Raw genomic sequence first — 26,387 nt, forward strand, 5'->3', positions numbered from 1 at the left:
ACCCGACATCATGCGTATCGCAGTCTTCGGCGCCAACGGACCGACCGGCCGCCACCTCACCGACCAGGCCCTCGCCGCCGGACACGAGGTCGTCGCCGTGACGCGTCGTCCCGGCTCCCTTCCCTCCCATCGGCCCGGCCTGGCCGTGGCCGTCGCCGATGCCACCGATCCGGCGGCCGTCGACGCCGCGGTCGCCGGGACGGACGCCGTCCTGTCCGCGCTGGGTGCGCGCTTCAGCAAGGGGCCCATCACCATGTACTCGGCGAGCGCCACGGCCATCACCGAGGCCATGGCCCGTCACGGCATCAAGCGGCTCCTCGTCGTCAGCTCCAGCATCGCCGACCCGGACTGGCGTCCCACCGGCGCCCACTTCTTCAACCATGTCCTCGACCCGCTGGTCAACCGGCGCCTCGGCCGTACCCTCCACGAGGACATGCGCCGCATGGAGGCCGTGATCCGCCGGACGGACCTCGACTGGACCCTCGTCCGGCCCTCGGGCCTCTTCGAGCACCCCGCCGTCACGGACTACCACACCGCCGAGCCCAGCGCCGACGGCGTCTTCACCGCCCGCGGCGACCTCGCCGCGAGCATGCTGCGCGAGCTGGAGGAGGGACGGTACGTCCGTACGGCCATGGGCGTCATCACCACCGCCGTGAAGCCGAACATCGCCCAGCTGATCTGGCACGAGGGCGTGAAGAAGAAGTGAGCCGGGCGACCGCCGAACTCCCTCTCACCGCGCGGGCATTCCTCACGACTCCCCACACGGCCGCCTTCACCACCCTCCGTCCCGACGGCACCCCGCACGTCACCCCGGTCCGCTTCACCTTCGACGCGGACACCGGTCTGGCCCGGGTGACCACCCGGGCGGGAACCCGCAAGGCCCGGAACGTGATGGCAGGCGGCCCGGAAGCCCGTACCGCGCTGTGCCAGGCGGACGGCTTCCGCTGGGTCACCCTCGAAGGCCGGGCCACCGTCACCGACGACCCCGCGCGCCTGGCCGAGGCGGTCCGCCGCTACACCGACCGCTACCGTGCCGCCCCGCCCGCCCCGTCGGACCTGGTCGTCATCGAGATCGCAGTCGACCGTCTCCTGAGCCTCAACCTCTGAGGGGACGCCCGCATGTGACCCTCCGCGTGAAACGCCGCATGGCAACCCTCTATTCGCCCCGCGCCGAAAGCGAAGTGACACCGCGATGCCCACCCTTCCCGTCCTCGACTCCACCCTCCACTACCGCGAGTCCGGCGATCCCGACGGGCTGCCGTTCGTCTTCCTTCACGGCAACCCCACCTCCTCCCACCTGTGGCGGAACGTCCTGCCGGGGGTGGCCGCACCCGGCCGTCGCCTCCTGGCACCCGACCTCATCGGCATGGGCGACTCCGGCAAGCCCGACATCGCCTACTCCTTCGACGACCACGCCCGCTACCTCGACGCCTGGTTCGACGCCCTGGGCCTTGCCGAGGCCGTCCTCGTCGGCCACGACTGGGGCGGCGCGCTCGCCTTCGACCGAGCCGCCCGCCTCCCGGGCCGCGTCCGCGGTCTCGCCTTCACCGAGACGATCATCAAGCCACTGGTCGGCGACGAGTTCCCGGCGGCAGGGCGGGAGTTGTTCACCCTTCTGCGGACCCCCGGAGTGGGCGAGGAGATGATCCTGGAGAAGTCGCTGTTCATCGAAGGGCTGCCGGACACGCTCGCCACCCCGCTCGACCCTGCCGACCTGGAGATCTACCGCCGCCCCTTTCCGACCCCGCGAAGCCGCCGCCCGGTGCTGGCATGGACACGCATGATGCCGCTGGACGCCGAGCCCGCCGATGTGGTGACCCGCGTCGAGCGCTACGACGCCTGGCTGGCCGCCAGCCCTGAAGTCCCCAAGCTGCTCGCCGCGTTCGAGCCGGGCCCGGGCGCGATGACCGACCGAGGCGCCGTGGCCTGGTGCGAGGAGAACATCGCGGGCCTGGAGGTGTCCCGACACGGCGTGGCCGGCCATCACACCCCGGAGGACCGCCCCGAGGAGCTGGCCGCGTCGATCCACGCCTGGGCCGGCCGTCACGGGTTGGTACGCCGGTAGGTGTCACGGTCGTGACGGCGCACCCCTGCCGTCGTGCGGCGACGCCCTGGGCAGTTCCACCGTGACGCGCAGCCCTCCGGCGGGGCGCGGGGTGAGGGTGAGGGTTCCGTCGTGTGCGTGGGTGATGGTCTTGACGATCGCCAGGCCGAGCCCGACGCCCGCGTGGTCGGTGCGCACGCGCTCGGTACCGCGCTGGAACGGCTCGGTGAGTGTCGCCGCCAACTCCGGGGTGACCGGCTCACCGGTGTTCTCGACAGTGAGCACCGCTGTCTCGGGACGGACCTCGGTGGTCACCCGCACGCTGCCGTGTTCCGGCAGGTTGTGGACGATCGCGTTGTGCACGAGGTTCGTGGTCAGCTGGAGCAGGAGCGCCGGCGATCCCGTCGCGGGGGTGATGACGCCCTCCGTCTCGAGGGTGATGCCATGCTCCTCGGCGAGGGGGAGGAGTGTTTCGGCGGCTTCCTCTGCCAGGAGGGACAGGTCGACGTGTTCTCGGCTGAAGGACCGCCGGCCGGCGCGGCTGAGCAGGAGCAGTGCTTCGGTGAGGTCGATGGCCCGGGTGTTGACGGCATGGAGACGGTCGATCAGTGCGGGGACACGGCTCGGATCGGCGCGGGCCACGTCGAGCAGTGACTTCGAGACCGCCAGCGGGGTGCGCAGCTCGTGGGAGGCGTTCGCCGCGAATCTGCGCTGTTCGGCGACGTGCGCTTCGAGCCGCGTGAGCATCGTGTCGAAGGCGTCGGCGAGTTCGCGGAACTCGTCCTGGCGGCCCGGCAGCCGGACCCGGTGGGAGAGCGAACCGTTCGCGGCCGTACGGGTGGCGTGCGTGATGCGGTTCAGCGGGGCGAGCATGCGGCCGGCGAGGATCCAGCCGCCCAGGAGACCGAATACCAGCAGGAATGTGAGCACCCCGGCCGTGGCCGGAGCGTAGTCGTGCAGAATGACGGACCTGATGGGCACGAATTCACCGGGTCTGCTCGAAACGACTTGTACGTCGCGCAGAATGAACTCCCACACGGTCGCGAGCAGCAAGGCGCTCGCGACCATGAGGAATCCGGCGTAGCTGAGGGTCAGCTTGAGGCGGATGCTCGGACCGGGTGCCCTGCCGGGTGCCCTGCCGGGTGTCCTGTCGGGTGCCCTATCCACGGTCCGCTTCCGCACGTCCGGTGCCGGGTGCCGTGCCGATGCGATAGCCCACACCGGGCACGGTCGTGACGAGCCAGGGTTCGCCGAGCCGCTTGCGCAGGGCCGAGACGGTGATGCGCACGGCGTTGGTGAACGGGTCCGCGTTCTCGTCCCACGCACGGTGCAGGAGTTCCTCCGCACTGACGACCCCGCCTTCCGCGGCGACGAGGACTTCGAGCACCGCGAACTGTTTGCGGGTGAGTGCCACGTAGCGGCCGTCCCGGTGGACCTCTCTGCGGAACGGATCGAGGCGCAGGCCCGCGATCTCCCGCACGGGCGGCCTGGTGTGCGCGCGCCTTCGGTCGAGTGCCCGCAGCCTGAGCACGAGTTCCCGCAGCTCGAACGGTTTCGTGAGGTAGTCGTCGGCGCCGAGCCCGAACCCGGAGGCCTTGTCGTCGAGACGGTCTGCCGCGGTGAGCATGAGAATCGGCATGCCGCTTCCCGAGGCGACGATGCGTGTGGCGATCTCGTCACCGGAGGGCCCGGGGATGTCGCGGTCGAGGACGGCGATGTCGTAGGTGTTGCTGCTCAGCATGTCCACAGCGGTGTCGCCGTCACCCGCGATGTCGGCCGCGATCGCCTCCAGACGCAGGCCGTCACGGATGGCCTCCGCCATGTAGGGCTCGTCCTCGACGATCAGCACACGCATGTGCTGGATGGTACGAGCCGGCGCATATCGTCGGCGTATCGAAAACCGTATACGCGCCGGCAACATCGTGTGGTCTTGACTGGCGGCATGCTTCGTACGGCACCATCAGCGGCAACCGTCACCCGGTGGACGCGACGCCTCCCCGCCGTCTTCCAGCCGGGCCCCTGGAAGCGCGGCCTCGTGCTCGCGGCGTCGGCACTGCTGCTCGGCCTGATCCTGCTGCTGCACGCGCGGATCACGGACCGCGGGGGACTGGGCAGCCTGGTGGAGACGACCCTGCCGTGGTTCGGCCTCGGCATACCCGTACTGCTGACCGGAGCGCTGTGGCGCCGTTCCGTCTCCGCGGTGGTCGCGCTGCTGCTGCCGGCCATGGTGTGGCTGAGCCTCTTCGGCGGGCTGCTCCGCGACAAGTCCCACCCGGGCGGCGATCTCACCGTGGCCGAGCACAACATCGGCGCCGGCAACCCCGACCCGGCGGGTACCGCCCGCGACCTGGCCGGGTCCGGGGCGGACGTGCTCGCCCTGGTGGAACTGACCGAGCAGGACCGGGGCACGTACGAGAGGGAGCTGGCGACGACGTACCCGTACCACACCGTGCAGGGCACGGTCGGGCTGTGGAGCAAGCTGCCGCTGTCGGACACCCGGGCTGTCGACACCCGGATCGACGTCGGGCCGCTGGGGGCCACCAAGCCGGCCGACGTCAAGCTGGCCTCCAACCGGGCGCTGCGCACCACGGTGACCACCGGCCGCGGTCCGCTGGCGGTGTACGTGGCCCACCTGGGATCCGTACGGCTGATGCCCAGAGGCGGCTTCTGGACGGACAGCCGGGACCGCAACGCGCAGGCACTCGGGGAAGCCCTCGCCGCGGAGCGGAGCAAGCGGGTGGTGCTGCTCGGCGACCTGAACGGCACGGTGGACGACCGCGCGCTCGACGGCATCACCTCACGGCTGCGCTCGGCCCAGACGGAGGCAGGGGACGGCTTCGGCTTCACCTGGCCGACGAGGTTCCCGGTGGCGCGGATCGACCAGATCCTGGTCCGCGGAGTGAAGCCGGAGAGCTCCCGGGTCCTGCCGGCCACCGGCAGCGACCACCTGCCGGTGACGGCCGCAATCAGCTGGTGACGCCGGCAGGAGGAAGGCGCTGTGGTCGCCGTCCGGAAGCGGTCCCGGCCACGCCTGTCCGGCGGCGGTCACGGAGGACCGGGGCCTGTCCCCGATGAGCGGTGTGCCGTCGGCATCAGCTACCGTCTGCCGGCGATGCGACGGTCCGGACCGGCTTCAGGTGCCGTGTGAGGAACTGGGCCGCGGCGTCGCCCGCGTACTGCGGGACGCCGGTGTGGCCGCCCATGTTGGCGTGCAGGGACTTCTCCTTGGAAGCGAAGGCGTCGAACAGGTCCAGGGACGCCTGCCGGTCGTTGCCTTCGTCGTCCCACTGCAGCAGGACGTGCAGCGGAATGGTGACCTGCCGGGCCTCCTCGAACATGACGCGAGGCACGAGGCTCCCCGCGAACAGAGCGGCGGCCCTGATGCGCGGCTCGACCACCGCCAGCCGGACGCCGATGGAGATCACTCCCCCCGAGTAGCCGACGGGACCCCCGATCTCGGGCAGCGACAGAAGAACGTCCAGTGCGGCCTGCCATTCCGGGACCGCCTTGTCGACCAGCGGCAGGACGAGGGCGTCGACGATCCCGTCGCTGACCGGCTCGCCGGTCCGCATCGCCCGGCGCAGGTCGGCGCGGGCCTCGTCGAGGGCGGGCCAACTGGGCCGGACGCCGCTTCCGGGGAGCTCGATGGTGGCCGTGGCGAAGCCCTCCGCCGCGGAGTGCCGGGCCCGGGCCACCAGGCGGGGGTACATCCTGCGCAGCCCGAGCGCGGGGTGCCCGAGCAGGATCAGTGGCACTGGTGCGGACGCGGATGCGGCTGCCGGCGTCCACAGGATGCCGGGGATCTCACCGAGGGCGAACTCGCGTTCGCGGACGCCGTCGGCAAGGCAGTGCTCGGAAGTGAATCGCATGGTCGTACCTTTCGGGAGTGCACTTCAACGGCGCTCCCGGACGACCTGTCTATCGCCCGACCGTGACCCCGGAGGGGAGCACCCACGTCAGAACTGTGTTCACGGGTACCACCTCCTCGCTCATCGCACGGCCTCCGGGAATGTAGCAGTGATCGGCCCTCCTCCACCAAACGGTTTTTCCGCGATCGGGAGCGGGCTGATCGCGACCGCTGCCGCAAGACCCAGTACGCCACCGAGAACTTCCCCCACCCATCAGCCCTGTTCGATGTGCAGGTGGACGGGGCCTCGCAGGACGGGGCTGGGCCGGTAGGGCGGCGGGTCGGTGACCAGCCTGGGCTCGTTCAGGTGGCGTACCAGCTCGCTGAGCGCGATCTGGGTCTCCAGCCGGGCGAGCGGGCCGCCGAAGCACAGGTGGATGCCGCTGCCGAATCCGAGGTGCTGGTTGTCCTCGCGTTCGGGGTCGAAGCGGTCGGGATCGCGGAAGCGGTCCGGGTCGCGGCTGCCCGAGGCGAGCATGAGCATGATCTGGGAGCCCTTGGGGACGACGGTGCCGGCGACGGTGATGTCGCTGTACGCCGCCCGCCAGGGAATGATGTGGACCGGAGGCTCGTAGCGCAGCAGCTCCTCGACCAGCGGCACGATCATGTCCGGTTCGTCGCGCAGCCGTTGCAGCACCTCCGGGTGACGCAGCAACGTCAGCATCCCGTTGGTGATGAGATTGACGGTGGTCTCGTGGCCGGCGATGAGCAGCAGGTTCGCGGTGCTGACGATCTCCTCGTCGGTCATCCGCCCGTCGGGTCCGTCGTCGTTGGCCAGCCGTGCCAGCAGGTCGTCGCCCGGCCGTCCGTGACGTTGTTCCAGCAGGCCGCGAAGGTAGTCGCGCAGGTCCTGGGTGGCCTGCATGCCATGAGTCCGCTTCTCATCCGGATCGGTCTCGGGGTTGAAGTCGATCGACTCGATGATGGCGTCCACCCAGCCGTGGAAGCGCGGTTCGTCCTCGCGTGGCACGCCGAGCAGGTGGCAGATCACGGTGACGGGGAACGGGTAGGCGAAGTCGTCGACGATGTCGATCCGCTCCTTGTCCGCGAAGCCGTCGATCAGGTCGCCGACGGTGGCGGTCAGGTCGGACTCCATGCCGGTCACCAGCCCCGGGGTGTGCGGCGGCCCGAAGTGGCGCATGGCCAGGCGCCGCAGACGGTCGTGCTCGGGCGGGTCGAGGTTGAGGAATGCCGGCGTGGCACGTTCCGCGATCCCGGGCAGCGGACGCGACAGGTTGCGGGTGTCGGAGCTGAGATGCGGGTTGTGCAGGATTCCCGTCAGCTCGCGATAGGTGCTGATGACGTAGCTGCCGTCTTCCTGAAGGGCCACCGGTGTCTCGCGCAGTTGCGCGTACAGCGGGTACGGGTCGGCACGGGAGGAGTAGTCGAGGATCCGGGGCAGGAGGTCGGAGGTCGGAGGTGTCTGGGTCGTGGTCATCTGGCGTTCTCCTACCGGTGGTGCTGCTGCACGGCCGTGACGCGCCGTTCGCTCGGGTCATGGCCGGTGACGACCACCGTGGCGCCCTGGCTGAGCAGGACGGGGCCGGGGAAGTCGACGGGCACCGGCTTGGCGTCGGCGGGCTGGTCGGGTGTGGGGCAGGGCGGCGGGAAGGGCGCGGCCGTCTCGATCAGCTGCCGGTAGTGGTCGAGCCACTTCGCGTTGTTGAAGCTGACCGCCGCGGTGACGCGGCCCTGGTAGCCGTATGCGGCGACGAAGCGGTGCTCGGGTACCGACCCCTGGGCGACGACCACCTCGTCGGCGAAGGTCGGCACGCCGACGGTCTTGATGTTGACGCCGAACTGGATCGACCAGAACGTCGGGATGGACAGATGGGGCCACCGGTCCGCCTGGGTGCTGACCATGTTGTGCGCCGCGACCTCCGCCTGCTCCACGGCGTTGGCCCAGTGCTCCAGCGAGATGAGGCGGTACTCGTAGATGGGGTTCGGGCAGCGTGCGACGTCGCCGGCGGCGAAGATGTCGTCGGTGACCAGGCCGTTGATGTCGAGGGCGCGGCAGCCCGTGTCGCAGGCGATGCCCCATGGCCCCGCCGCGAGCCCGGAGCCGCGCAGCCAGTCGGTGTTGCGGATGCCGCCCAGTGCCACCACCGCCACGTCGGCGTCGATCGTGCTGCCGTCGTCGAAGTGGGCGCGGCGGAAGCGCCCCTGCGCATCGCCCTCCAACCGGGTGACCTTCACACAGCAGCGCAGGTCCACGCCGTGGGCACGCTGCATGTCCGCCGCGACCTCACCGATCATGGCGCCGAGCGCACCGACCAGCGGGGCCGGCGCGAGTTCGGCGACGGTGACCGGGATGTCCCGCTCGCGGCAGATGGAGGCGATCTCGGAACCGGTGAAACCCGCGCCGATGACCAGTACCCGGGAGGGCCCGGCATCGAGGGCACGCCGCAGGCCGTCCGCGTGCTCGCGCGTCCGTACGACGAACACCCCGTCCAGGTCCGCTTCGCTCTCGACGAACCAGGGGCGGGCCCGCACCCCGGTGGCGATCAGCACCCGGTCGAAGGGAACCTCGCGACCGTCGGCGAGATGTACCTGGTTGGTCGCCAGGTCCAGTCCGTCGGCGGGCACGCCGAGCAGCCACTCCGCATCGATCTCGCGGCGCCGGGGGAGTACCGTCCCGTCGGCCGGCACCCACCCGGTGAGCACCTGCTTGGACAGCGGGGGCCGGTCGTAGGGCTCCCCCAGTTCGTCACCGACCATGGTCAGCGATCCGGTGAACCCCTCGTTGCGCAGAGCCTCCGCGGCCCTGAGCCCCGCGAGCGATGCCCCGACGATCACGACGCGGCCGTCGCGCTTGAACCCCTTCAGGGTGTCGGCGCTGGTCATGGGCGCGAGGTCCCCACCAGAGCGTGTGCCCCCTCGATCCGGTCGACCAGAATGGCCTGCAGCGGGCAGGCTGCCGCGGCGCGCAGCACGCGCTCGCGCTGGGCGTCGTCGGGGTTGGGGTCGTACATCAGCGCTTCCTCGCCGTGCATCCGGAACGCGTCCGGAGCCAGGAACGCGCACTGCGCATACCCCTGACACCGGGAAAGATCAACAGCGACTTTCATCCCGAACTCCATTCCAGGGACGCAGAACTGCGGACCCTGAGGGGCGCTACCGCAGCGCCCGAAGCGCGAGGCGCGCCTTCGAGGAACGGAATCGGCTGCTGCTCACCCCCGCGAACACGAAGGGGTGCACCACGCACGTCGGAGGTCTCCGCAGGAGATTGATCATGAAGGGGACCCGGACATCACCAGACGACCGCCGGGAGGACCTGACCTCTCATCCGAAAGCCTATGCCGCAGGCCTGCCGCCCGCACCCCAGGAAGGGGACCCCGCCGCCGGTCCTCCCGACGAAGGGAAGGCTCTGACCAGGTCCGATGCGGGTGGTGGAACACCGTGGCGTCCTGGTGGCCAGGGCGCGGGGCGAGAACCTGACAGTGGCCTCGGGACCGGGGTCACCGTCGCGGTCGAGCCGCCGGCGGCCGAGGCGACCCGGGCAGGGTGCGGGGGGCAACGTGTAGCCCGACGGTGTGATGTGCCCGGCCGAAGTACGCCCGGGTCGCGCGCCGGTCCGTGTCGCTCGTGGCGCCGGATGCTTGTGTCTGGGGGGCCTGGTACGCGACGGCTCCCTGCCCTGGTGGACCGGCTGACGCCCAGCCCATCTCCTGCGCGCGGTCCGGTCGCCGGCAGCGTCCGTCCGAAACGCAGAAGGAGACATCGTGGTGGCAGGAAGCGTCGACGAGACTCGCGGTGTCGTGCCCGCGCAGCTGCTGCGGGGCCAGAAGGCGCTGGTCACCGGTGCCAACTCGGGCATCGGTCTGGCGACCGCGATCGCTCTGGGCCGGGCCGGTGCGGACGTCGTGGTCAACTACGTCGTCGGCGCGGACGAGGCCGAGGAGGTCGTCGCACAGATCAAGGGCTTCGGGGTTCGCGCCTACGCCCACCAGGCCGACGTGTCCGACGAGGACCAGGTGACGGCCATGGTCGCGCGGATGGTCGAGGAGTTCGGCACCATCGACATCATGGTGGCCAACGCGGGCCTCCAGCGCGACGCGGCCGTCACGGAGATGACGCTCGCGCAGTGGCAGAAGGTCATCGACGTCAACCTGACCGGCCAGTTCCTGTGCGCGCGGGAGGCCGCCAAGGAGTTCGTCCGGCGCGGCGTGGTCGAGGAGGTCTCCCGCTCGGCGGGCAAGATCATCTGCATGAGTTCCGTCCACCAGATCGTCCCGTGGTCGGGGCACGTGAACTACGCCTCCTCCAAGGGCGGGGTGGGCATGCTGATGCAGACCCTCGCCCAGGAACTGGCCCCCAAGCGCATCAGGGTCAACGCGGTCGCGCCCGGAGCCATCCGCACGCCGATCAACCGCGACGCCTGGTCCACCCCCGAGGCCGAGGCCGACCTCCTGCGCCTGATCCCGTACCGTCGCGTGGGCGATCCGGACGACATCGCCAACGCCGTCGTCGCGGTGGCGTCGGACCTGCTCGACTACGTCGTCGGCACCACCCTCTACGTCGACGGCGGCATGACCCTCTTCCCCGGCTTCGCCACCGGCGGCTGACCTCCGGTGCGTGATCACATCACGCCCCGACGGGTGGTGATCGACGATCTGATCGTCGCGGTCGGCATGCGCCCGTGAAACGGGGCGGCCGGTCCTCCGGGCGAGCCGCTCCAGATCCTGTCCCTCCTCCGCCCCCCGCCCTTGCCCGGAGCAGACCATCGAGGCGTACATGCTCAGCACCGCCACCCTCCTCCTGGGGAACAGCACCCCGGCCCAACTCCTGCCGGCGCGGGAGCTGATGGCCTTCACCCTGGCCTCGCACATCCTGCTGGTCCCGTTCGGCGTCGCACTGCCGTTCATCACCTTGCTCATGCACCAGCGGGCGCTGCGCCGCAACGACCCGGTCGCTCTCCTGCTGGCGCGCCGCTGGTCCGCCGTGATGGCCGTGCAGTTCGCCATCGGCGTCATCACCGGCACCGTGCTCTCCCTGGAGTTCGGACTGCTGTGGCCGGGAATGATGGGCCGCTGGGGCGATGTGTTCGGTCTCGGCTTCGGCGTGGAGGCATGGGCGTTCTTCCTGGAAGCCGTCCTGATCGCGATCTATCTGTACGGCTGGCGCCGCCTCAAGCCCTGGACGCATTTCTGGCTGGCGGTGCCGCTGCCGCCGGCCGCGCTGATGGGCGCGTTCGGCATCATCGCGGCCAACTCCTGGATGAACACCCCGCAGGGATTCCGTCTGGACGCCCGGGGCAATCCCGTGGACGTCGACGTGCGGCAGGCCGTCTTCACGCCGATGTTCGGTCCGGAGTACTGGCACTTCGTGGTCGCGATGTTCCTGACCGCCGGATACGTGGTCGCCGGCGTCTACGCGGTCGGCTGGTTGCGCGGACGCCGCGACCGCTACCACAAGCTCGGGTTCACCGTCCCCTTCACCGTCGCCGCCATCCTCACCCCGGTCCAGTTCGTCCTCGGGGACTCCGCGGCACGGGCGGTCTTCCACAAGCAGCCCGTCAAGTTCGCCGCCATGGAGATCGTCTGGAACACCGACACCCATGTGCCCGAGTACGTCTTCGGACGGTTGAACAGCAACGGCAGCATCGCCGGTGGTATCAGGATCCCCCAACTGGACTCGATCCTCGCCGGCTTCAAGCCGGACACCTCGGTCACCGGACTGACCTCGGTGCCGGCGGCGAACCGGCCGACCCCGGTCCAGGCGACCATCGTGCACTTCGCCTTCGACATCATGGCCACCATCGGCAGCGTGCTGATCCTGCTGGCGCTCTGGTACGCCTGGTCCTGGCTGCGCCACCGTGACCTGCCGCGCACCCGCTGGTTCTACCGCTGCGCCGCGCTCGCGGGCGTCGCCTGCCTGATCACGGTCGAGTGCGGATGGATCGCCACGGAAGTCGGACGCCAGCCCTGGATCGTGTACAACACCATGCGGGTGTCCGAGGCCGTCACCACCACTAGGGCCGGAGGAATCTGGGCCATGCTCGGCATCGTCATGGCCGTCTACGTGGCCGTGTTCGGTTCCTTCCTGGCTGTCGTCCTTAAGATGCGCACCCGGTGGCGCATCGCTGATGAGACGGCGGCCGGCGGTCGTACCGCGGTGGCTCCGGAGGACGACACGCCCTACGGGCCCCGGGCCGAGCCGGACGCCGCGACCACCGGTGCCGCGGCCGGCGGGCACGACCGTCCCTCCGGAGGTGCGCGGTGATGGCTGACCTGATCGCCTGGGTCATGGTGGTGGCGATCGCCGCCTACGCCAGTGGCGGGGGAACCGACTACGGGGCGGGCTTCTGGGATCTGCTGGCGGGCGGCGCCGAGCGCGGCAAGCGGCCGCGCTGGCTGATCGACCACGCGATGGCGCCCGTGTGGGAGGTCAACAACGTCTGGCTGGTCTTCGTCCTGGTCATCATGTGGACCGGTTTCCCGACGGTGTTCCAGGCCGTGTTCACCGCGCTGTGGCTGCCCCTGGCCCTCGCCGCCGTCGGCATGGTCCTGCGCGGAGCGGGATTCGCCCTGCGCAAGCCGACCCGCCGGCTGGCCCGGCGCCGGGTCTACGGAGCGGCGTTCGCCATCGCCTCGTTGCTCACGCCGTACTTCCTCGGCGCGGTCCTCGGTGGCATCGCCTCGGGCCGCGTGGCGGTGGGCACGCCCGCCGCCACGCACGTGTGGGCCAGTTCCACGTCGATCCTGACGGGTCTGCTGGCCATCGCCGCCACCGCGTTCCTCGGCGCCGTCTTCCTGGGAGCCGATGCCCGGCGGTACGGGGCACCCGACCTCGTCGACTACTTCCGGCTGCGGGCGGTGCCGGCGTTCGGTGCCGTCGTCGTCCTGGCCCTGATCGCACTGCCCGTCACCCGTCATGACGCCCCGTACGTCTGGCACGGCCTCACCAGGGGACCAGGCCTGCTGCTGGTCATCCTCGCCGCGGTCAGCGGTGTGGCCACGGTGCTGCTGGTGATGCGGCGGGCTCACCGCTGGGTGCGGCACACCGCGGTGGCGACGGTCGCACTGGCCGTCGTCGCCTGGGGCTTCGCGCAGCGCCCCTACCTGCTGCCGACCTCCCTGACGGTGGCACAGGGGGCGGGCGCGGCACACAGCCTGCGCTGGCTCGGCATCGTGACACTCATCGCGGTGCTGCTGATCGGGCCCGCGCTGGTGGTGCTCTTCCGGCTCGACACGAGAGGTGAGCTGGAACCTCTCACCGACAGCGACACCAAATCCGCGGGTCTGGCCGGGGACGACGTGTAGGGAGCCCGGCGCCGGCGACGGCCTACCGGGTCCGGGCTGTCAGCGCAGACGCTCGATGAGGTGATCGCCGACCCTGAGGGCGTTGGCGATGGCGGTCAGGGACGGGTTCACGGCGCCGATGCTGGGGAAGAACGACGTGTCCACGACGTAAAGGTTGTCGAGGTCGTGGGCCTTGCAGTTGACGTCGAGCGCCGAACTGCGCGGGTCGTCGCCGAACCGCACCGTGCCGGCCTGGTGCGCGGTGGCACCGATCGGCATGCCCTTGTGCAGGTAGATGCTGTGGTCGAGCAGGTGATGCTCGTGCATCCCCAGGTGACCGAGCATCCCCCGCAGCTTGTGCTGGAGGCGCTTCAGCCCCGCGGTGTTGTTCTTCTCGTCGAGAGCCAGGTGGATGGCGTCGTCCCTGTCGAGGGTGACCCGGCTGTCGGGCAGCGGGAGATCCTCGCCGCACAGCCAGAAGTCGACGGCATGGTGCGCCAAGACCTCGAAGGGCATCTCGGGCGTGACGGTACCGGCCCAGCGGGGCGCCTCGCCGTGGATCTGGTCGGCGTCCGACTTGCCGAGCATCTGGATGCCGCCGAGCGGATAGTCCCAGTCGTCGGCGCCCAGGTACCAGTCGTTCAGTGCCAGGGTCTTCTGGAACCTCGTGGGATTCGGTTCCTTCGACACCGCCATCAGGGCCAGGTTGTTGTGGCGCATGTAGTGGCGCCCGACCACGTCCGAGCTGTTCGCCAGGCCGCCCGGGTGCTGGTCGTTGGCCGAACGCAGCAGCAGGACGGCGGAGTTGACCGCACCGGCGGCGACCACCACGATGTCGGCGCTGAACGCCTCGATCCTTTCGTCCGGGAACCGGGTGACGACCCTGGTGACCGTGCGCCCGGTCGGGTCGGTCTCCAGCCGCCGCACCTCGGCGTCGGTCACCATCGTGACGTTGTCGTACGCCAGGGCCGGATCGACGCAGATCACCTGCGCGTCCGACTTGGCACCCACCAGGCACGGGAAGCCGTCCACCCGGTCACAGCGGATGCAGACGCTGTCGTGAGCGGCCCGGCCGTTGCCGTCCTGGGTGAGGTTCACGCCGATCGGCAGGTGGAAGGGGTGCAGGCCGACCTTCTCCAGGTCGTCGCTGAGCTGCTGGATGCGGGCCTCGTGCTCGACCGGCGGACAGGCGTACTGCGCGCCGGCCGGCCCGGCGGTGGGGTCCTCGCCGTGCCTGCCGTGCACCAGGTAGAGGTGCTCGGCCTGGGTGTAGTAGGGCTCCAGGTCCTCGTAGCGGATCGGCCACGCGGGAGAGACACCGTCGTGGTGGCGCAGCTCGCCGAAGTCCTCGGGCCGTAGCCGGAACAGCGCGGCGCCGTAGAACTTGGTGTTGCCCCCGACGTAGTAGTTGACCTCCGGGGGGAACTGCTTGCCGTGCTTGTCGTACCAGAACTCCGGGGCGCGGTACTTGGCCTTGACGAAGACGGCGGTGGAATCCCAGTTGTCCCGCTCCCGCGGCAGGTAGCCGCCGCGCTCCAGGATCAGGATCCGTTTGCCGGTCGGTGCCAGCCGGTGGGCGAGCGTACCGCCGCCCGCTCCCGTACCGATGACGATGACGTCGTAGTGCTGTTCGTCGGCCATGAGGAAAATCCCGTCCTTGCCAAGGGTCGAGGGTCACAGGATGGCGATCGGATTGACCGGTGAACCGGTGGCGTCCGGCAGTCTCAACGGGGCGATCACGCAGAGGAACGACCAGCGTCCCGCCGCCTCGCAGACCGGTGCCAGGTCCTCGAACTGCAGGTAGTCCAGCAGGTGGAGGCCCATCGCGTGGATGGCCAGCACATGCACGGGGAAGTCGACGCCCTCGGTGCAGCTGGGGGCCGTGTCGTTGTTGCCGTCACCGCCGAGCACGGCGATCCGCCGGTCGGCGAGGAGTTCCAGCGCGGACGGGTGGAGCCCGGCGCGCTCCTGTGCGGCATGCCACGGGCCCAGCTCGGCACGGCGTCGGCGGTGACCGACGCGCACGAACAGCAGATCGCCCTCCTGCGCCCGCACGTGCTGGTCCCTCTCGGCCGCGGTGAGGTCGTCGGCGCCGACCTGGTCACCGGGTTCCAGCCAGGGCATCCCGCGCAGCCGCGGGATGTCCAGCAGCACGCCCCGGCCCACGATTCCGTCACGCGCCGCACCGATGGAGAGCGCCCCGGCCCCGGCGGGCGTGATGCTGCTCGCGCTCACCCCACCGTGCAGTGTGCCGTCATAGACCACATGGCACAGGGCGTCGATGTGGCTGTCGGCGTCTCCGTGGACGTTCATCGCGAAACTGTCCCGGGCGAACTGGAGCCCGCCGTCGGTGTGCGGGTCCGGCTGCCCGCTCATGCGGTGCCGTGCGGGTTCGGGGTTGTCCGGGCCGGGCCGCGTCTCCACCGGCGCGGCGAGCGTGACCGTCCGGCCGGTGCGCACCTCCCGGGCGGCGGCCGCCACCCGGGAGGGCGTGAGCGCGTCCAGGGCACCCCGGTGTCCCGAGGCCCAGGCGGAGCGCGAGCGAAGGCGCCGGTACAGCACGCCGAACTCGTCCTCGGTGAGCCGTGGCCCTCCTGCCGGGCGGGTACGGGTGACCATGGTCAGCGTCCCTGCTCCGCGTCCAGGGCCCGGTCGAGGGTGGTGGCGGCCATGATGAGCGACAGATGCGTGAACGCCTGCGGGAAGTTGCCCAGTTGCTCTCCGGTCGGCCCGACCTCCTCCGCGAAGAGCCCGACGTGATTGGCGTACGTCTGCATCTTCTCGAAGGTGTAGCGGGCCTGGGACAGCCGTCCCGCCCGGGCCAGCGCGTCGACGTAGAGGAAGGTGCACAGACTGAAGGTGCCCTCCGAGCCGCGCAGCCCGTCCGGTGATGCCGCCGGGTCGTAGCGGTAGACGAGGCTGTCGGAGACGAGCTTGCGGTCCATCGCGTCGAGCGTGGACAGCCACGCCGGATCCTTGGGGGAGATGAAGCCGACCCTCGGCATCAGCAGCAGGGAGGCGTCCAGCACGTCGCCGCCGAAGTGCTGGACGAAGGCGCCCTCCTGCTCGCTCCAGCCGCGTTCCATGACCTGTTCGAAGATGGCGTCCCTGGTCCTGCGCCACTTGTCCAGGTCGGCGGGCCTGCGGAAGTGCTCGGCCAGCCGCAGCGCGTGGTCGAAGGCGACCCAGGACATCACCCGGCTGTAGGTGAAGTCCTGGCGGCCGCCGCGGGTCTCCCAGATGCCCTCGTCCGGCCGGTCCCAGGCGTCGGCGAACCAGTCCAGGATCCTGGTCAGCGTCTTCCACGCCGGGTAGGTCGCCTGCGGCATGATCTCGCGGCCCTGGGCCAGTGCGTAGACGGCCTCGCCGTAGATGTCCAGCTGCAGCTGGTCGGCCGCGCCGTTGCCGATACGGACGGGGGAGGAGCCCCGGTAACCCTCGAAGTGCTCGAGCGTCTCCTCCGGCAGATCGGGATCGCCGTCGATGCGGTACATGGTCTGCAGCGGCTCGCCGTCCGTGCCCTCACGGCCCTCACGCTCGTGCAGCCTGCTCACGAGCCAGTGCACGAAGGCGGTCGCCTCCTCGACGAAGCCCAGGTCCAGCATGGCCCGCACCGACAGCGCGCCGTCACGCACCCAGGTGAACCGGTAGTCCCAGTTGCGCTCCCCGCCGACCTGCTCGGGCAGGCCCATGGTGGCTGCCGCCACGAGGGCGCCGGTGGGGGCGTAGGTGAGGAGCTTGAGGGTGATGACCGAACGGTGCACCAACTCCGGCCAGCGGCCCCGGTAGCGCGACCGGCGCAACCAGTCCTGCCAGAAGAGGCCGACCTCGTCGACCTGGGCGGTCAGGCCCTCCACCGTGAGGGGCGGGGGAGCCTCGCCCCCGGACGCGCAGACCGTGAGGACGACACCGGCCGACTCACCGGCGTTCAAGGTCACCCGGCCGCACGCGTCCTGGCCGTCCTGCTCCAGCGGGAAGGAGGCCTGCAGGTGTGCGTCCATGCCCGGCGCCCGGAACAGGCCCCGGTGCTCGCCCAGCTCCAGGCTGTGCCCGGCCCGGCCGTAATCGAAGCGCGGGCGGCATTCGAGGCGGAAGTCGACGGTCCCCCGCACGGCCCGCACCACCCGGATCAACGTGTGACGGTCGGTGGCGGTGCGGGTCCGCTCCGGCGGCATGAGGTCGACCACCTCGCCCACCCCGTCCGGCGACATGAACCGGGTCACCAGGATGGCCGTGTCCGGGTAGTAGAGCTGCTTGCAGACCAGCCCGGGGTGTTCGGGGGCCAGCCGCAGGTATCCGCCACCGTCGTGGTCGAGCAGGGCGGCGAAGATGCTGGGCGAGTCGAACCGGGGAGCGGCGAACCAGTCCACAACACCCTGCGACGAGACCAGCGCGGCGGTCTGGAGGTCGCCCACCAGGCCGTGTTCGGCGATGGGAGGGTAGCGGTCCATGGCTGCTCCGGATCTCGGGAGAACCCCCTAGGCCCACTATCGGCCACGCGGGTGATCCCTGCGCGCCGAAGCGGTGCGCCCCACCGCGCTGGGCCGGCCGGTCACGGCTGGAGCGCTGCGCCCGTGCGACTCGGCAGGGCGCCGGCTACTCGCAGCGCTGCACCGATGACACCCTCCCGTTCGGTTCGGCGTCGGCGCGCGGTCGCCGTCGAGCCGATGACCTGCCCGCCCGACGTCTTCCGCACCGGCACCGCACTCGTCCGCCTCGGCCCCGGCGAGCGGCACACCATCCGCTGGGGGACCACGCCGTGGCCGCGGTGTGCGCGTCCGCACGGCTACGGACGCGCATCCGCGGTGAGGCGATGACCTCGGCACGGCGATGACGGGATGCCGATCGGGACACGGCCGGGGATGATCGGACGGAAGCCGGGTTCCTGTCATTGCGCCCTGATCGCCCCGGCAGGAGCAACGAGCCCGGAACGATCAGGGGTCAGTGCCGGCGGCCGGAAGGGTGGCGATGGCCCAGGAGACAGGTGCTCCACGCCTGGCGGAGCCCGCCGTTCCCGAGGACCGGCCGGGACCCCCGCACGGACCGGAGGCTGCGTCGTGACCCCTCCCGGCCCCCCGGCGCCCGGCGCACGGTTCCCCGCGGCCGCCGCGGACCCCCAGTCACTCGTCCGCGGCCGCGCCTATGTGCTTCTCCTGCTGATGGCGGCGCTCCTGGGCATCCCCATCTCCGCGGCGGCCTTCGGTTTCCTCGCGCTCGTCAATACGCTCCAGTCGCTCACCTACACGGACCTGCCCCAGGCCCTGGGCTTCCACGGCACACCCGACTGGTGGCCGGTGCCACTGCTGACCGTGGCCGGACTCCTCGTCGGCCCGATCGTCCGTTACCTGCCCGGCAACGGTGGCCATGAACCGGCCCACGGGTTCGTGTCCTCGGGCCCGACCCCGGCGGTCAATCTGCCCGGCGTGGCGCTCGCCGCACTGGCCTCTCTCGGGCTCGGGGCCGTCATCGGACCGGAGGCCCCGCTCATCGCCCTGGGCAGCGGCCTCGCCGTCGCCGCGCTGCGACTGACGCGGAAGTCGTTCCCGAGGCAGGCGACCGCCGTCGTGGGAGCCTCCGGCAGCTTCGCCGCGATCAGCACGCTGCTCGGCTCACCGCTGCTCGGAGCGTTCCTGCTCATGGAGATGTCCGGCCTCGGAGGACCGATGCTCGGCGTCGTCCTCGTGCCCGGACTGCTCGCCTCCGGCATCGGTGCCCTCATCTTCATCGGCCTGGGCTCCTGGACCGGCCTGGGCACCTACTCGCTGGCCCTGCCGGACGTCCCCCGTGCCGCCACGCCCGATGCCGCCGGGTTCGGCTGGGCGCTCCTGATCGGAGCGGCGGCGGCCCTGCTCGGCGTCGGCATCAGGTGGCTTGCCCTCCGCCTGCTGAGCCTGGTGCGACCGCGGCGGTTGACGGCCACGGTGCTCGCGGGCGTCGTCGTCGGGGTGATCGCCCTGCTCTACGCGCGGTGGACCGGTCACTCGGCCGCGGAGGTCCTGTACTCGGGACAGAGCGGCCTGGGTCCCCTCCTCGTCGCGAACGCGCGGTATTCGGCGGGCGCCCTGGTGGTGCTCATCGTCTGCAAGGCAGCGGCGTACTGCGTGTCGATGGCGGCCTTTCGTGGCGGCCCGGTCTTCCCCGCCATGTTCGTCGGCGCGGCCGGCGGGCTCGCGCTTGCGCACCTGCCCGGGCTCGGCGTGACGGCCGGCCTGGCGATGGGCGTGGGCGCGATGTCGGCGTCGATGCTGAAGCTGCCCATGACCGCCTTGCTGCTGGCCACCCTGCTGCTGGGCACGCAGGGGCTCACCGTCATGCCGCTGGTGATCGTGGCGGTCGTCACCTCCTACGTCCTCACACTCAGGCTCACCCCGCCGCCTGCCGCCGCAGCCGCCACCCGGGAGACCGCCACGCCGGCGAGCAGTTGAGCCGGGGGCGTGCATGTGCCGTGGCACGGTGACCGCGCCCTCGATCAGCGCTGTGCCTGTGCGGCGGCGCGACGGGCCGCACGGCGCCACAGGCGGCGCTGCACACGCAGAGTGAGCACACCCACGACCACGAGAACCACCACGTTGAGCAGCAGTTGGATCAGCGAGCCCCACGCCTGGTGCCAGTCGGCGAAGGCGAGCGAGACGGCGACGTCCGAGGCGGCGGGGATCGTGGTCACCGAGATGAAGACTCCGAGCAACGCGCTGCCGCGGGCCTCGGTGAGCGAGACGATGCCGACGATGCCGGCGAGCACGGCGACGGCGAGGGAGAAGAAGTCCGGTGTGTCGATGAGATGGGAGACGGGCCGCAGACCCAGTTCGAAGGCTGTGGACTGCAGGCCTGCCGCTCGTACCAGTGCGGCGAAGGCCAGGGTGACCACCATGGCCAGCAGGAATCCGACCGTGAGGGCACGCGTTCCCTCCCGGACCCGGCGGCCGTGGTGGCGGTCCAGGCCGAGGGCGATACTGGTGATCGCGTTGTACTCGGGGCCGACCACCATGGCCGCCACCACCAGGATCTGCGAGTTCGTCATGATGCCGACGGAACCGATGAGGCCGGCGACGACCAGGAACAGATAGAAGGACGGCGGATAGGCCCCTCCTTTCCGGATGTGGGCCTCGACCGCGTCCCACAGCGGGGCGTGGACGAGCGCGCTGGGCTGGGCGGCCTCGATCTGCTCGGCGCTCTCGGAGAACATCATGTCCACGTCGTCGACGGCGATCGCCCCGGCACGGTCGACGCCCAGCTCACGCAGGCCGCTCAGGACGCCGTTCGCGGCGCCGCGCATCACGTCGCACTCCACGCAGTCACCGCCCGGGACGTGGGCCGCCTTCACGACGACCAGATTGAGGACCCGGTCGTGCGAGGAGAGCAGGGCGACGGCCGACTGGGTGAGCGAGGACGGCATGACCATACGGAAGTGGATCAGGTCCATCCAAGTCTCCTGACGGCGGGAGCCGGCGCAGTCACACCGGACCTGACCTCGTCGCCGCTCGATGTGCCCACGGCCGCTAGCCTTCCGGCTCGGTCACGGCTCGCAGCGCGGCTGCCACGACGTCGTCGAGGCTTCCGGTCGCGTCGACGGTCATGCCCGGTTCGTCGTCGTGCAGCGGCTCCAGGGTGGCGTACTGGCTGTCGAGCAGGCCGGCGGGCATGAAGTGGCCCTTACGGCGGGTCATCCGCTCCCGGGCGACCTCGGGGTCGAGCGCCAGATACACGAAGCACACGTCCGCTCCCATGCTCCGGAATCGGTCCCGGTACGCGCGCTTGAGCGCGGAACAGGAGGCGACACCGCCGCGCCCGCTCGCCGCCGTGGACCGGATCCACTGTGTGAACAGGACCAGCCAGGGTTCACGGTCGGCGTCACTGAGCGGGTGCCCGGCCGCCATCTTGGCGCGGTTCGACGCGGAGTGCAGCTCATCGCCCTCCAGGAACGGCACCTCGAGCCGACCGGCCAGCCGGGCTCCGACGGTGGACTTGCCGGAACCGGAGACGCCCATCACGATCACCACCCGCCGGCTGCCTGCCACCGCGGCCAACGAGCCTCCCTGAGATGACGGTGGAACACTGATACAGGTCCACTATCGCCCCGCAGCCCGCGACGCGCCCTGTGTGAGGAAAGTGTCCGGCCGGACCGCCGTGCCGGTGCGCCGAAGACGGCGCCTGGTCGGCAGGCTTGGAGTGCAGTCGATGACTCCCGACGAGAGACCCGGCAGACCCGCCGTTCTGATGCCGTTCACGCCGGCCGATGCGGGAGGTCCGCCCCCCGCGTGGCACGCCCTGTTCTGGGACGGCACCGGACGGCCTCCGGCCGACCGGGACATGGAGACGGTCGAGTTCTTCGTCATCCCCTACACGTTCACCGCTGAAGCCCTGCCCGTCCTGGCGCGGCTGCCCCGCCTGCGCGCTGTGCAGTCCCTGAGCGCGGGCGTCGAGGACTTGCTGCCGCACCTGCCGCCGGACGTCGTCCTCTGCAACGCCGGAGACATCCACTCCACGAGCACCGCTGAGCACGCGGTGGCACTGACGCTGGCGTCGCTGCGCGGCATCCCGGAGTTCGTCCGGTCGCAGCAGCGGCAGCGCTGGTCGTCCGGCTTCAGGCCCGCCCTGGCCGACCGCACGGTTCTGCTGCTGGGGTACGGGTCCATCGGCGCCGCCGTGGACGCCCGCCTCGCGTCCTTCGAGTGCACGGTGCTCCGTGTCGCTCGTACGGCGCGTCAGACATCACGGGGCCCCGTGCACGCGATGACGGAGCTGACGGACCTGCTGCCACGGGCCGACGTCGTCGTGCTCACCCTGCCGCTCACCCATGCCACCCGTGGGTTGGTCGACGCTCGGTTCCTCGGCCGGATGAAGGACGGCGCCCTGCTGGTCAACGTCGGACGGGGCCCGGTGGTGGAAACAGGCGCACTCCTCACCGAGGTGCTGGCAGGCCGGTTGTGCGCGGCACTGGATGTGACGGACCCCGAACCGCTGCCGTCCGGGCATCCCCTGTGGACGGCGCCCGGCACACTGGTCAGCCCGCACGCGGCCGCGACCACCTCAGCCTTCCGGCCTCGCGCTCTGGCGCTGGTCCGAGCCCAACTGGCCCGCTATACGGCCGGCGCACCGCTGGCCCACGTCGTCTCGGCTCCCCGGGACCGCGCTGCGGGGTCGGCACCGGACGGCTGACCGTCACCCTCAGGCGTATGCAGCGGGCCCGGGGTGCGGGCATGGTGCGCGCCACCGCCTGCTGGAGGTTCGGCGATCACGAGACCACCGTCAGTACGATCTTGCCCTGGATGTGGCCCTGCGCGGCTCGCGTGTGTGCCCTGCCCGCCTCGGACAGCGGGTAGGTGCTGTCCACCCGGACCTGAAGGGCGCCCTCGGCGAACAGTCGCCCGATCTCGGCGAGCTGGGGGCCGTTGGAGCGCACCTGGATGTTCGAGACGGTGATGCCCAGGCTCTCCGTCACTTCCGGGTCGTACTGGGCGAAGAACACCGGAAGCATCGTGCCGCCGCGCTTGAGCACGGTCAGGAAGCGTGAGCTGTCCGGGCCACCGACGGTGTCGATCACCAGGTCCGCACCGCTGACCACGTCCGCGGCCTGCGTCCTGGTGTAGTCGATGACCTCATCGGCGCCGAGCTCGCGCAGGAACCGCTGGTGCCGGCCCGAGGCCACCGCGATCACGTGTGCCCCCTTCCACTTAGCCAGCTGTACCGCGAAGTGGCCCACTCCACCGGCGGCCCCGTTGACCAGGACGGTCATCCCCGGGGTGATCGGCACCGGCCGGTGCACCTCGCCGGTGAACGGGGACGGCACGTCGTGGCCGAGATCAACCAGGTACTGCCAGGCCGTGAGCGCGGCCATGGGCACCCCGGCCGCCTGCGCGTGGTCGATGGCGGCAGGCTTGTGAGCCAGGTCCGAAGCCGGTGCGGCCACGTACTCGGCGTACGTCCGGCCGTCGAATCCCGGGAATCGCAGCATGCCGAAGACCTCGTCACCGACGGCGAATCCCGGCACGTCCGGGGCGACCGCCTGGACCACTCCCGACATGTCCGTCCCGGGGATCAGGGGAAACCGCAGGGTCGGCCTCATCGCGGCCGGCATGACCTTCATCCCCTCACGCAGGTACCAGTCCGGCGGGTTGATGCCCGCCGCATGCACCCGGACCAGCACCTCGCCCGGACCGATCTCGGGAACCGGCACCTCGTCGTACCGCAGAACGTCCGGCCCGCCCGCTTCGTGGAACTGGATCGCCTTCACAGCGCCTGTCGCTTTCTCTCGGGAACGTCGCTCCTTCAGTCAAGGCCCAGGACGTCATGGCCGTCCAAGACCTGTTCGGCAACCGCGTCATTCCGAAAGGGCATGACCCGTACGCTGGAAGCGTGAACGATCTCGGACGGGATCTGGAACTGCGGCTCGTGCGCTACTTCACCGTGGTGGCGGCGCACCAGCACTTCGGCCGGGCCGCCGTGGACCTGCACGTGGCCCAGCCGGCCCTGAGCCGTCAGATCCAGCGACTCGAGAAGTATCTCGGCGCACGCCTGCTGGACCGCACCCCCCAGGGCACCCGGCTCACTCGGGCCGGCCAGACGTTCCTGCCCCGGGCCGAGGCCCTGCTGCGGGCCGCCCGCCAGGCCGAGCAGGCCGTACGCGAACACGTCACGACCGGACGAATCATCATCGGCTACGTCGAAGACCTGGTGATCACCGACGCCGTGCGGGAGCTGCGCCGCCGTCATCCGGACGCCGAGATCACCACCCGGTACCTGAGCTGCCGGGACGTCGGGGCGCTGTCCGACAGGCGCGTCGACGCCCTGATCGCGCGGGCCCCGCTGCCGCTCGCCGCCGACGACGTCTCCACCGTCCCGCTGTACGAGGAGCCCCGGATGCTCGTGGTCCGGCGCGGACATCCCCTGGCCGACCGCGCGTCGGTGACCGCGGAGGAGCTGGCCGGCGAGGAGGCGGCGCCGTGTGCGTTCGAGACCGCGGACTGGACGTCGTACCGGATCCTCGGAGCCGGGGTGCCGCCGATCGAGAGCTACGAGGACAAGCTCGAACTCGTCGCGAGCGGCAGGGCGATCGCCGTGCTGCCGGTCGGCGATCGGCGTAGCTCACTGCGTCCCGACCTCGTCACCGTCCCGATCGAGGGCGCTCCCCCCAGCCAGGTCGTCCTGGTCAGCCGCAAGGGCGACCCGAATCCCATGATCAGCGATCTCCGGCGGGCGGCCAAGGCCGTCCTGTCCGCCCCGGCGGCCTGACCGGGACCGACCGACGCGCTGTCGAGGCTGCCTCGTCCGCGGCAGCCGGGCGACGGGGCCCGTGCGGGCGCGGGGGCATGCGATTCCAGGCCGACCGCGACGGCCATGCCGACCCCTTGCTAACCGGATAGGTAATCCGCCTATGTGCTAGTGTCACTCCTGCAAGCGGATTACGTATCCGTTTTTCTGCTCGAGTGGGGGAACACATGAAGAACGCCGTAGTCACCGCCGGGACGGCCGGCATCGGTCTGGAGACGGCGCTGGGGCTTGCCGCAGCCGGGTTCGCGGTCACCGTGGTGGGACGGAGCGCCGACCGGGGTGCCCGGGCGGTGGAGCGGATCAACGCCATGGGCCCGGCGCGGCCAGGTCGGTTCCTGGCCGCCGACCTCTCCTCGCTCGACCAGGTGCGTGCGCTGGCCGACCGGATCGCGGCCGAGCACCAGGCCTCGGGGGACCCGCTTTCGGTGCTGGTCAACAACGTCGGGGCGATGTTCCCCGACCGGCGCGAACTGAACGGCGTCGAGGCGTCGTTCGTCGTCAACCACCTCTCGCCGTACCTGCTGACCGAACTGCTCCTCCCCACGCTGACGGCGGGTTCACCGAGCAGGATCGTGAACGTGACCTCGGGAGCGGTCGGGGTCGCCAAGCGGGTGTTCGACGCCGTCGAACCGCCTGGCGGCTACTACGGCTTCCACTGGTACGGCCGCGCGAAGCTCGCCAACCTCGCCTACACCCTCGACCTCGCCGCGCGGCTGGACGGCACGGGCGTATCGGTCTTCGCCGCCGATCCCGGAGGCGCCGCGACCGACATGACCGACGGCACCCTGACCGACCCGAGGATCGTCTCTCCCGCCCTGCGACTGCTGTGGCCGCTGGTCCGCCGGAAGTTCGAACGGTCCACGTCCGGCCCGGCGTCCGCGGCGGCAAGGCCCTCGATCGTCGCCGCCACCGACCACGCGCTGAGCGGCCGGACCGGAGTCGTCATTGGTCCCCGTGCGCGTCCGGTCACCCCGTTCCGCCCGGCCACCGACCACCGCGTCGCCGACGCGGTACGACGGCTCAGCGAAGCCCACGCTCCCACGGCGGCCAGGTAGGCGTCAGGCCCCGCTTCGGCGGACCCCGGGCCGGCCTTACCCACGGTGGCGGCCCAGCACCACAGGTGACCGGACCGGCGGGCCGAGCCCTCGCGCACCCTCGCAAGCGCCGACTTGGCCACCGCCGGGACCGGTTGCGTATGATCGAACGCCGGACACACATGACGGGGCACGCGACAGAGACTGGCCACCCATGACGACGACACAGCTACGCAAGGACGCTGCCCGCAACTGGGACCGGATCGTCGCCATCGCCCGGGATCTGGTCGACCAGGGCGTCACGCTGCAGCTCAATGACGTCGCGCGCCGTGCCGGACTCGGGGTCGGCACCGTCTACCGGCACTTCGCCAGCCCCGAGGCGTTGCTGGAGTCCGTGGCCACCCCCTGCCTGGAAGCCCTGGCCGCCCACGGCGAACAGGCGCTGGCCGACACGGACCCCTGGCGCGCACTGCAGGGCTTCCTGACGCGGACTCTCGACGCGCAGATCACCGACGCCTCCCTGCCCCTGGTCACCGCCGCACCGACCGACGCCCTCCCACGCACCACGGAACTCAAGCAGTCCCTGACGACGACCGGCACCGAACTCCTCGACCGGGCCCGTGAGGCCGCAGTGGTCCGTCCCGACCTGTCCGCTTCCGATCTCGTCCCGTTGATGTGCGGCATCGCCCACGCCGTCGCCGTCCACGGCGGCACTCCCGCCGACCGGATCGACACGGCACACCGCTACCTCGCCGCGCTGCTCCGCGGTCTGCGGATCCACCACGTACCGGCAGGATCTGGAGTGCACCACCGAGATCCGACTCGGTCCCCCACTCAAGAGCCGTGACTGAACGACAAGTCCGGCCCACCGCGTGGTCGACGGTGTCGCTGTC

Annotated in this window: 23 protein-coding genes and 1 pseudogene; 12 read left to right on the plus strand and 12 right to left on the minus strand. The window is 70.9% G+C overall.

Translation table 11 applies throughout. The features are described from left to right. Nucleotides 1-10: 10 nt before the first annotated feature. The 3 genes and pseudogenes from ACZ6CZ_RS07355 to ACZ6CZ_RS07365 all read left to right on the plus strand — a co-directional run. Nucleotides 11-706 (plus strand): NAD(P)-dependent oxidoreductase, encoded by a 696-nt coding sequence (locus ACZ6CZ_RS07355; RefSeq protein ID WP_469016042.1) that lies wholly within the window; start codon nucleotides 11-13, stop codon nucleotides 704-706. After that, nucleotides 703-1,107 carry a pyridoxamine 5'-phosphate oxidase family protein gene (locus ACZ6CZ_RS07360; RefSeq protein WP_469016044.1) on the plus strand — a complete coding sequence of 135 codons (405 nt, stop codon included), beginning with the start codon at nucleotides 703-705 and terminating at the stop codon, nucleotides 1,105-1,107. Before ACZ6CZ_RS07355 ends, ACZ6CZ_RS07360 begins: the two co-directional genes overlap by 4 nt. Nucleotides 1,108-1,186: 79 nt before the next feature. Beyond that, nucleotides 1,187-2,065: pseudogene (locus ACZ6CZ_RS07365) on the plus strand (haloalkane dehalogenase); the annotation flags it as partial. A gap of 3 nt (nucleotides 2,066-2,068) precedes the next feature. Here the strand turns inward: ACZ6CZ_RS07365 and ACZ6CZ_RS07370 are convergent. Then, nucleotides 2,069-3,112, minus strand: a complete 1,044-nt coding sequence (locus ACZ6CZ_RS07370) for a sensor histidine kinase (protein WP_469016589.1) — start codon at nucleotides 3,110-3,112, stop codon at nucleotides 2,069-2,071. 91 nt (nucleotides 3,113-3,203) lie between these two features. Continuing rightward, nucleotides 3,204-3,899 (minus strand): response regulator transcription factor, encoded by a 696-nt coding sequence (locus ACZ6CZ_RS07375; protein WP_469016047.1) that lies wholly within the window; start codon nucleotides 3,897-3,899, stop codon nucleotides 3,204-3,206. A gap of 87 nt (nucleotides 3,900-3,986) precedes the next feature. Here ACZ6CZ_RS07375 and ACZ6CZ_RS07380 point away from each other — a divergent pair, with 87 nt between their 5' ends. After that, nucleotides 3,987-5,021: an endonuclease/exonuclease/phosphatase family protein gene (locus tag ACZ6CZ_RS07380; protein WP_469016049.1), complete on the plus strand. Its 1,035-nt coding sequence runs from the start codon at nucleotides 3,987-3,989 to the stop codon at nucleotides 5,019-5,021. A 115-nt stretch (nucleotides 5,022-5,136) separates the two neighbouring features. Here ACZ6CZ_RS07380 and ACZ6CZ_RS07385 read toward each other — a convergent pair whose 3' ends face one another. From ACZ6CZ_RS07385 to ACZ6CZ_RS07400, 4 genes are all read right to left on the minus strand, one after another. Then, complete coding sequence (locus ACZ6CZ_RS07385) at nucleotides 5,137-5,913, minus strand: dienelactone hydrolase family protein (RefSeq protein ID WP_469016052.1); 777 nt, start codon at nucleotides 5,911-5,913, stop codon at nucleotides 5,137-5,139. Nucleotides 5,914-6,165: 252 nt separating this feature from the next. Beyond that, nucleotides 6,166-7,389: a cytochrome P450 gene (locus ACZ6CZ_RS07390; protein ID WP_469016054.1), complete on the minus strand. Its 1,224-nt coding sequence runs from the start codon at nucleotides 7,387-7,389 to the stop codon at nucleotides 6,166-6,168. 11 nt (nucleotides 7,390-7,400) lie between these two features. Next, nucleotides 7,401-8,795, minus strand: coding sequence for an NAD(P)/FAD-dependent oxidoreductase (locus tag ACZ6CZ_RS07395; RefSeq protein ID WP_469016057.1), 1,395 nt, complete (start codon nucleotides 8,793-8,795; stop codon nucleotides 7,401-7,403). Then, nucleotides 8,792-9,019, minus strand: coding sequence for a ferredoxin (locus tag ACZ6CZ_RS07400; RefSeq protein ID WP_469016059.1), 228 nt, complete (start codon nucleotides 9,017-9,019; stop codon nucleotides 8,792-8,794). Before ACZ6CZ_RS07400 ends, ACZ6CZ_RS07395 begins: the two co-directional genes overlap by 4 nt. A gap of 657 nt (nucleotides 9,020-9,676) precedes the next feature. Between ACZ6CZ_RS07400 and ACZ6CZ_RS07405 the strand changes: the two genes are divergently transcribed. The 3 genes from ACZ6CZ_RS07405 (at nucleotide 9,677) to ACZ6CZ_RS07415 (ending at nucleotide 13,213) form a co-directional block, all read left to right on the plus strand. Further along, nucleotides 9,677-10,516 (plus strand): SDR family oxidoreductase, encoded by an 840-nt coding sequence (locus tag ACZ6CZ_RS07405; RefSeq protein WP_469016591.1) that lies wholly within the window; start codon nucleotides 9,677-9,679, stop codon nucleotides 10,514-10,516. Between the two features lie 169 nt (nucleotides 10,517-10,685). Beyond that, on the plus strand, nucleotides 10,686-12,173 hold the full coding sequence (locus tag ACZ6CZ_RS07410) for a cytochrome ubiquinol oxidase subunit I (protein WP_469016062.1): 1,488 nt from the start codon (nucleotides 10,686-10,688) through the stop codon (nucleotides 12,171-12,173). Next, complete coding sequence (locus tag ACZ6CZ_RS07415) at nucleotides 12,173-13,213, plus strand: cytochrome d ubiquinol oxidase subunit II (protein ID WP_469016063.1); 1,041 nt, start codon at nucleotides 12,173-12,175, stop codon at nucleotides 13,211-13,213. The genes ACZ6CZ_RS07410 and ACZ6CZ_RS07415 overlap by 1 nt, the downstream gene beginning before the upstream one ends. Nucleotides 13,214-13,252: 39 nt before the next feature. Here the strand turns inward: ACZ6CZ_RS07415 and ACZ6CZ_RS07420 are convergent, their stop codons facing one another. Genes ACZ6CZ_RS07420 through ACZ6CZ_RS07430 form a run of 3 tightly spaced genes read right to left on the minus strand, consistent with a single transcriptional unit; the run spans nucleotide 13,253 to nucleotide 17,643 of the window. Next, complete coding sequence (locus ACZ6CZ_RS07420) at nucleotides 13,253-14,833, minus strand: GMC oxidoreductase (protein ID WP_469016066.1); 1,581 nt, start codon at nucleotides 14,831-14,833, stop codon at nucleotides 13,253-13,255. 33 nt (nucleotides 14,834-14,866) lie between these two features. Next, on the minus strand, nucleotides 14,867-15,811 hold the full coding sequence (locus tag ACZ6CZ_RS07425) for a cyclase family protein (RefSeq protein WP_469016069.1): 945 nt from the start codon (nucleotides 15,809-15,811) through the stop codon (nucleotides 14,867-14,869). A 2-nt stretch (nucleotides 15,812-15,813) separates the two neighbouring features. Continuing rightward, entirely contained in the window at nucleotides 15,814-17,643 is a 1,830-nt protein-coding gene (locus ACZ6CZ_RS07430; protein ID WP_469016072.1) for a glycoside hydrolase family 15 protein, read from the minus strand. A gap of 606 nt (nucleotides 17,644-18,249) precedes the next feature. On the opposite strand from ACZ6CZ_RS07430, the gene ACZ6CZ_RS07435 reads away from it, so the two are divergent. After that, nucleotides 18,250-19,617: a chloride channel protein gene (locus ACZ6CZ_RS07435; protein WP_469016074.1), complete on the plus strand. Its 1,368-nt coding sequence runs from the start codon at nucleotides 18,250-18,252 to the stop codon at nucleotides 19,615-19,617. A gap of 44 nt (nucleotides 19,618-19,661) precedes the next feature. Here the strand turns inward: ACZ6CZ_RS07435 and ACZ6CZ_RS07440 are convergent, their stop codons facing one another. Together ACZ6CZ_RS07440 and ACZ6CZ_RS07445 are read right to left on the minus strand one after the other, a co-directional pair. After that, nucleotides 19,662-20,612, minus strand: coding sequence for a DUF389 domain-containing protein (locus tag ACZ6CZ_RS07440; RefSeq protein ID WP_469016076.1), 951 nt, complete (start codon nucleotides 20,610-20,612; stop codon nucleotides 19,662-19,664). A 76-nt stretch (nucleotides 20,613-20,688) separates the two neighbouring features. Then, nucleotides 20,689-21,207, minus strand: coding sequence for a gluconokinase (locus tag ACZ6CZ_RS07445; protein WP_469016594.1), 519 nt, complete (start codon nucleotides 21,205-21,207; stop codon nucleotides 20,689-20,691). A 160-nt stretch (nucleotides 21,208-21,367) separates the two neighbouring features. Between ACZ6CZ_RS07445 and ACZ6CZ_RS07450 the strand changes: the two genes are divergently transcribed. Next, nucleotides 21,368-22,348, plus strand: a complete 981-nt coding sequence (locus ACZ6CZ_RS07450; protein ID WP_469016079.1) for a 2-hydroxyacid dehydrogenase — start codon at nucleotides 21,368-21,370, stop codon at nucleotides 22,346-22,348. Between the two features lie 76 nt (nucleotides 22,349-22,424). On the opposite strand, the gene ACZ6CZ_RS07455 is transcribed toward ACZ6CZ_RS07450, so the two are convergent. Continuing rightward, nucleotides 22,425-23,423 carry an NADP-dependent oxidoreductase gene (locus ACZ6CZ_RS07455; protein WP_469016081.1) on the minus strand — a complete coding sequence of 333 codons (999 nt, stop codon included), beginning with the start codon at nucleotides 23,421-23,423 and terminating at the stop codon, nucleotides 22,425-22,427. A gap of 122 nt (nucleotides 23,424-23,545) precedes the next feature. Between ACZ6CZ_RS07455 and ACZ6CZ_RS07460 the strand changes: the two genes are divergently transcribed. The 3 genes from ACZ6CZ_RS07460 to ACZ6CZ_RS07470 all read left to right on the plus strand — a co-directional run bounded on the left by ACZ6CZ_RS07460 (nucleotide 23,546) and on the right by ACZ6CZ_RS07470 (nucleotide 26,341). Further along, the gene (locus ACZ6CZ_RS07460; RefSeq protein WP_469016083.1) at nucleotides 23,546-24,421 is read left to right on the plus strand and encodes a LysR family transcriptional regulator; all 876 of its coding nucleotides are present in this window, start codon (nucleotides 23,546-23,548) and stop codon (nucleotides 24,419-24,421) included. 206 nt (nucleotides 24,422-24,627) lie between these two features. After that, nucleotides 24,628-25,515 carry an SDR family NAD(P)-dependent oxidoreductase gene (locus ACZ6CZ_RS07465; protein ID WP_469016086.1) on the plus strand — a complete coding sequence of 296 codons (888 nt, stop codon included), beginning with the start codon at nucleotides 24,628-24,630 and terminating at the stop codon, nucleotides 25,513-25,515. A 193-nt stretch (nucleotides 25,516-25,708) separates the two neighbouring features. Beyond that, the gene (locus ACZ6CZ_RS07470) at nucleotides 25,709-26,341 is read left to right on the plus strand and encodes a TetR/AcrR family transcriptional regulator (protein WP_469016089.1); all 633 of its coding nucleotides are present in this window, start codon (nucleotides 25,709-25,711) and stop codon (nucleotides 26,339-26,341) included. Nucleotides 26,342-26,387 lie beyond the last annotated feature (46 nt).

The organism is Streptomyces sp. NPDC041135, assembly GCF_055592085.1.

Excerpts from the sequence above, each read along its gene's own strand:
- ACZ6CZ_RS07355 (WP_469016042.1), top strand. The coding sequence starts at position 11 with ATGCGTATCGCAGTCTTCGGCGCCAACGGACCGACCGGCCGCCACCTC.
- ACZ6CZ_RS07370 (WP_469016589.1), bottom strand. The coding sequence starts at position 3,112 with ATGGTCGCGAGCGCCTTGCTGCTCGCGACCGTGTGGGAGTTCATTCTG.
- ACZ6CZ_RS07375 (WP_469016047.1), bottom strand. The coding sequence starts at position 3,899 with ATGCGTGTGCTGATCGTCGAGGACGAGCCCTACATGGCGGAGGCCATC.
- ACZ6CZ_RS07380 (WP_469016049.1), top strand. The coding sequence starts at position 3,987 with ATGCTTCGTACGGCACCATCAGCGGCAACCGTCACCCGGTGGACGCGA.
- ACZ6CZ_RS07385 (WP_469016052.1), bottom strand. The coding sequence starts at position 5,913 with ATGCGATTCACTTCCGAGCACTGCCTTGCCGACGGCGTCCGCGAACGC.
- ACZ6CZ_RS07390 (WP_469016054.1), bottom strand. The coding sequence starts at position 7,389 with ATGACCACGACCCAGACACCTCCGACCTCCGACCTCCTGCCCCGGATC.
- ACZ6CZ_RS07395 (WP_469016057.1), bottom strand. The coding sequence starts at position 8,795 with ATGACCAGCGCCGACACCCTGAAGGGGTTCAAGCGCGACGGCCGCGTC.
- ACZ6CZ_RS07400 (WP_469016059.1), bottom strand. The coding sequence starts at position 9,019 with ATGAAAGTCGCTGTTGATCTTTCCCGGTGTCAGGGGTATGCGCAGTGC.
- ACZ6CZ_RS07410 (WP_469016062.1), top strand. The coding sequence starts at position 10,686 with ATGCTCAGCACCGCCACCCTCCTCCTGGGGAACAGCACCCCGGCCCAA.
- ACZ6CZ_RS07415 (WP_469016063.1), top strand. The coding sequence starts at position 12,173 with ATGGCTGACCTGATCGCCTGGGTCATGGTGGTGGCGATCGCCGCCTAC.
- ACZ6CZ_RS07420 (WP_469016066.1), bottom strand. The coding sequence starts at position 14,833 with ATGGCCGACGAACAGCACTACGACGTCATCGTCATCGGTACGGGAGCG.
- ACZ6CZ_RS07425 (WP_469016069.1), bottom strand. The coding sequence starts at position 15,811 with ATGGTCACCCGTACCCGCCCGGCAGGAGGGCCACGGCTCACCGAGGAC.
- ACZ6CZ_RS07430 (WP_469016072.1), bottom strand. The coding sequence starts at position 17,643 with ATGGACCGCTACCCTCCCATCGCCGAACACGGCCTGGTGGGCGACCTC.
- ACZ6CZ_RS07440 (WP_469016076.1), bottom strand. The coding sequence starts at position 20,612 with ATGGACCTGATCCACTTCCGTATGGTCATGCCGTCCTCGCTCACCCAG.
- ACZ6CZ_RS07450 (WP_469016079.1), top strand. The coding sequence starts at position 21,368 with ATGACTCCCGACGAGAGACCCGGCAGACCCGCCGTTCTGATGCCGTTC.
- ACZ6CZ_RS07465 (WP_469016086.1), top strand. The coding sequence starts at position 24,628 with ATGAAGAACGCCGTAGTCACCGCCGGGACGGCCGGCATCGGTCTGGAG.
- ACZ6CZ_RS07470 (WP_469016089.1), top strand. The coding sequence starts at position 25,709 with ATGACGACGACACAGCTACGCAAGGACGCTGCCCGCAACTGGGACCGG.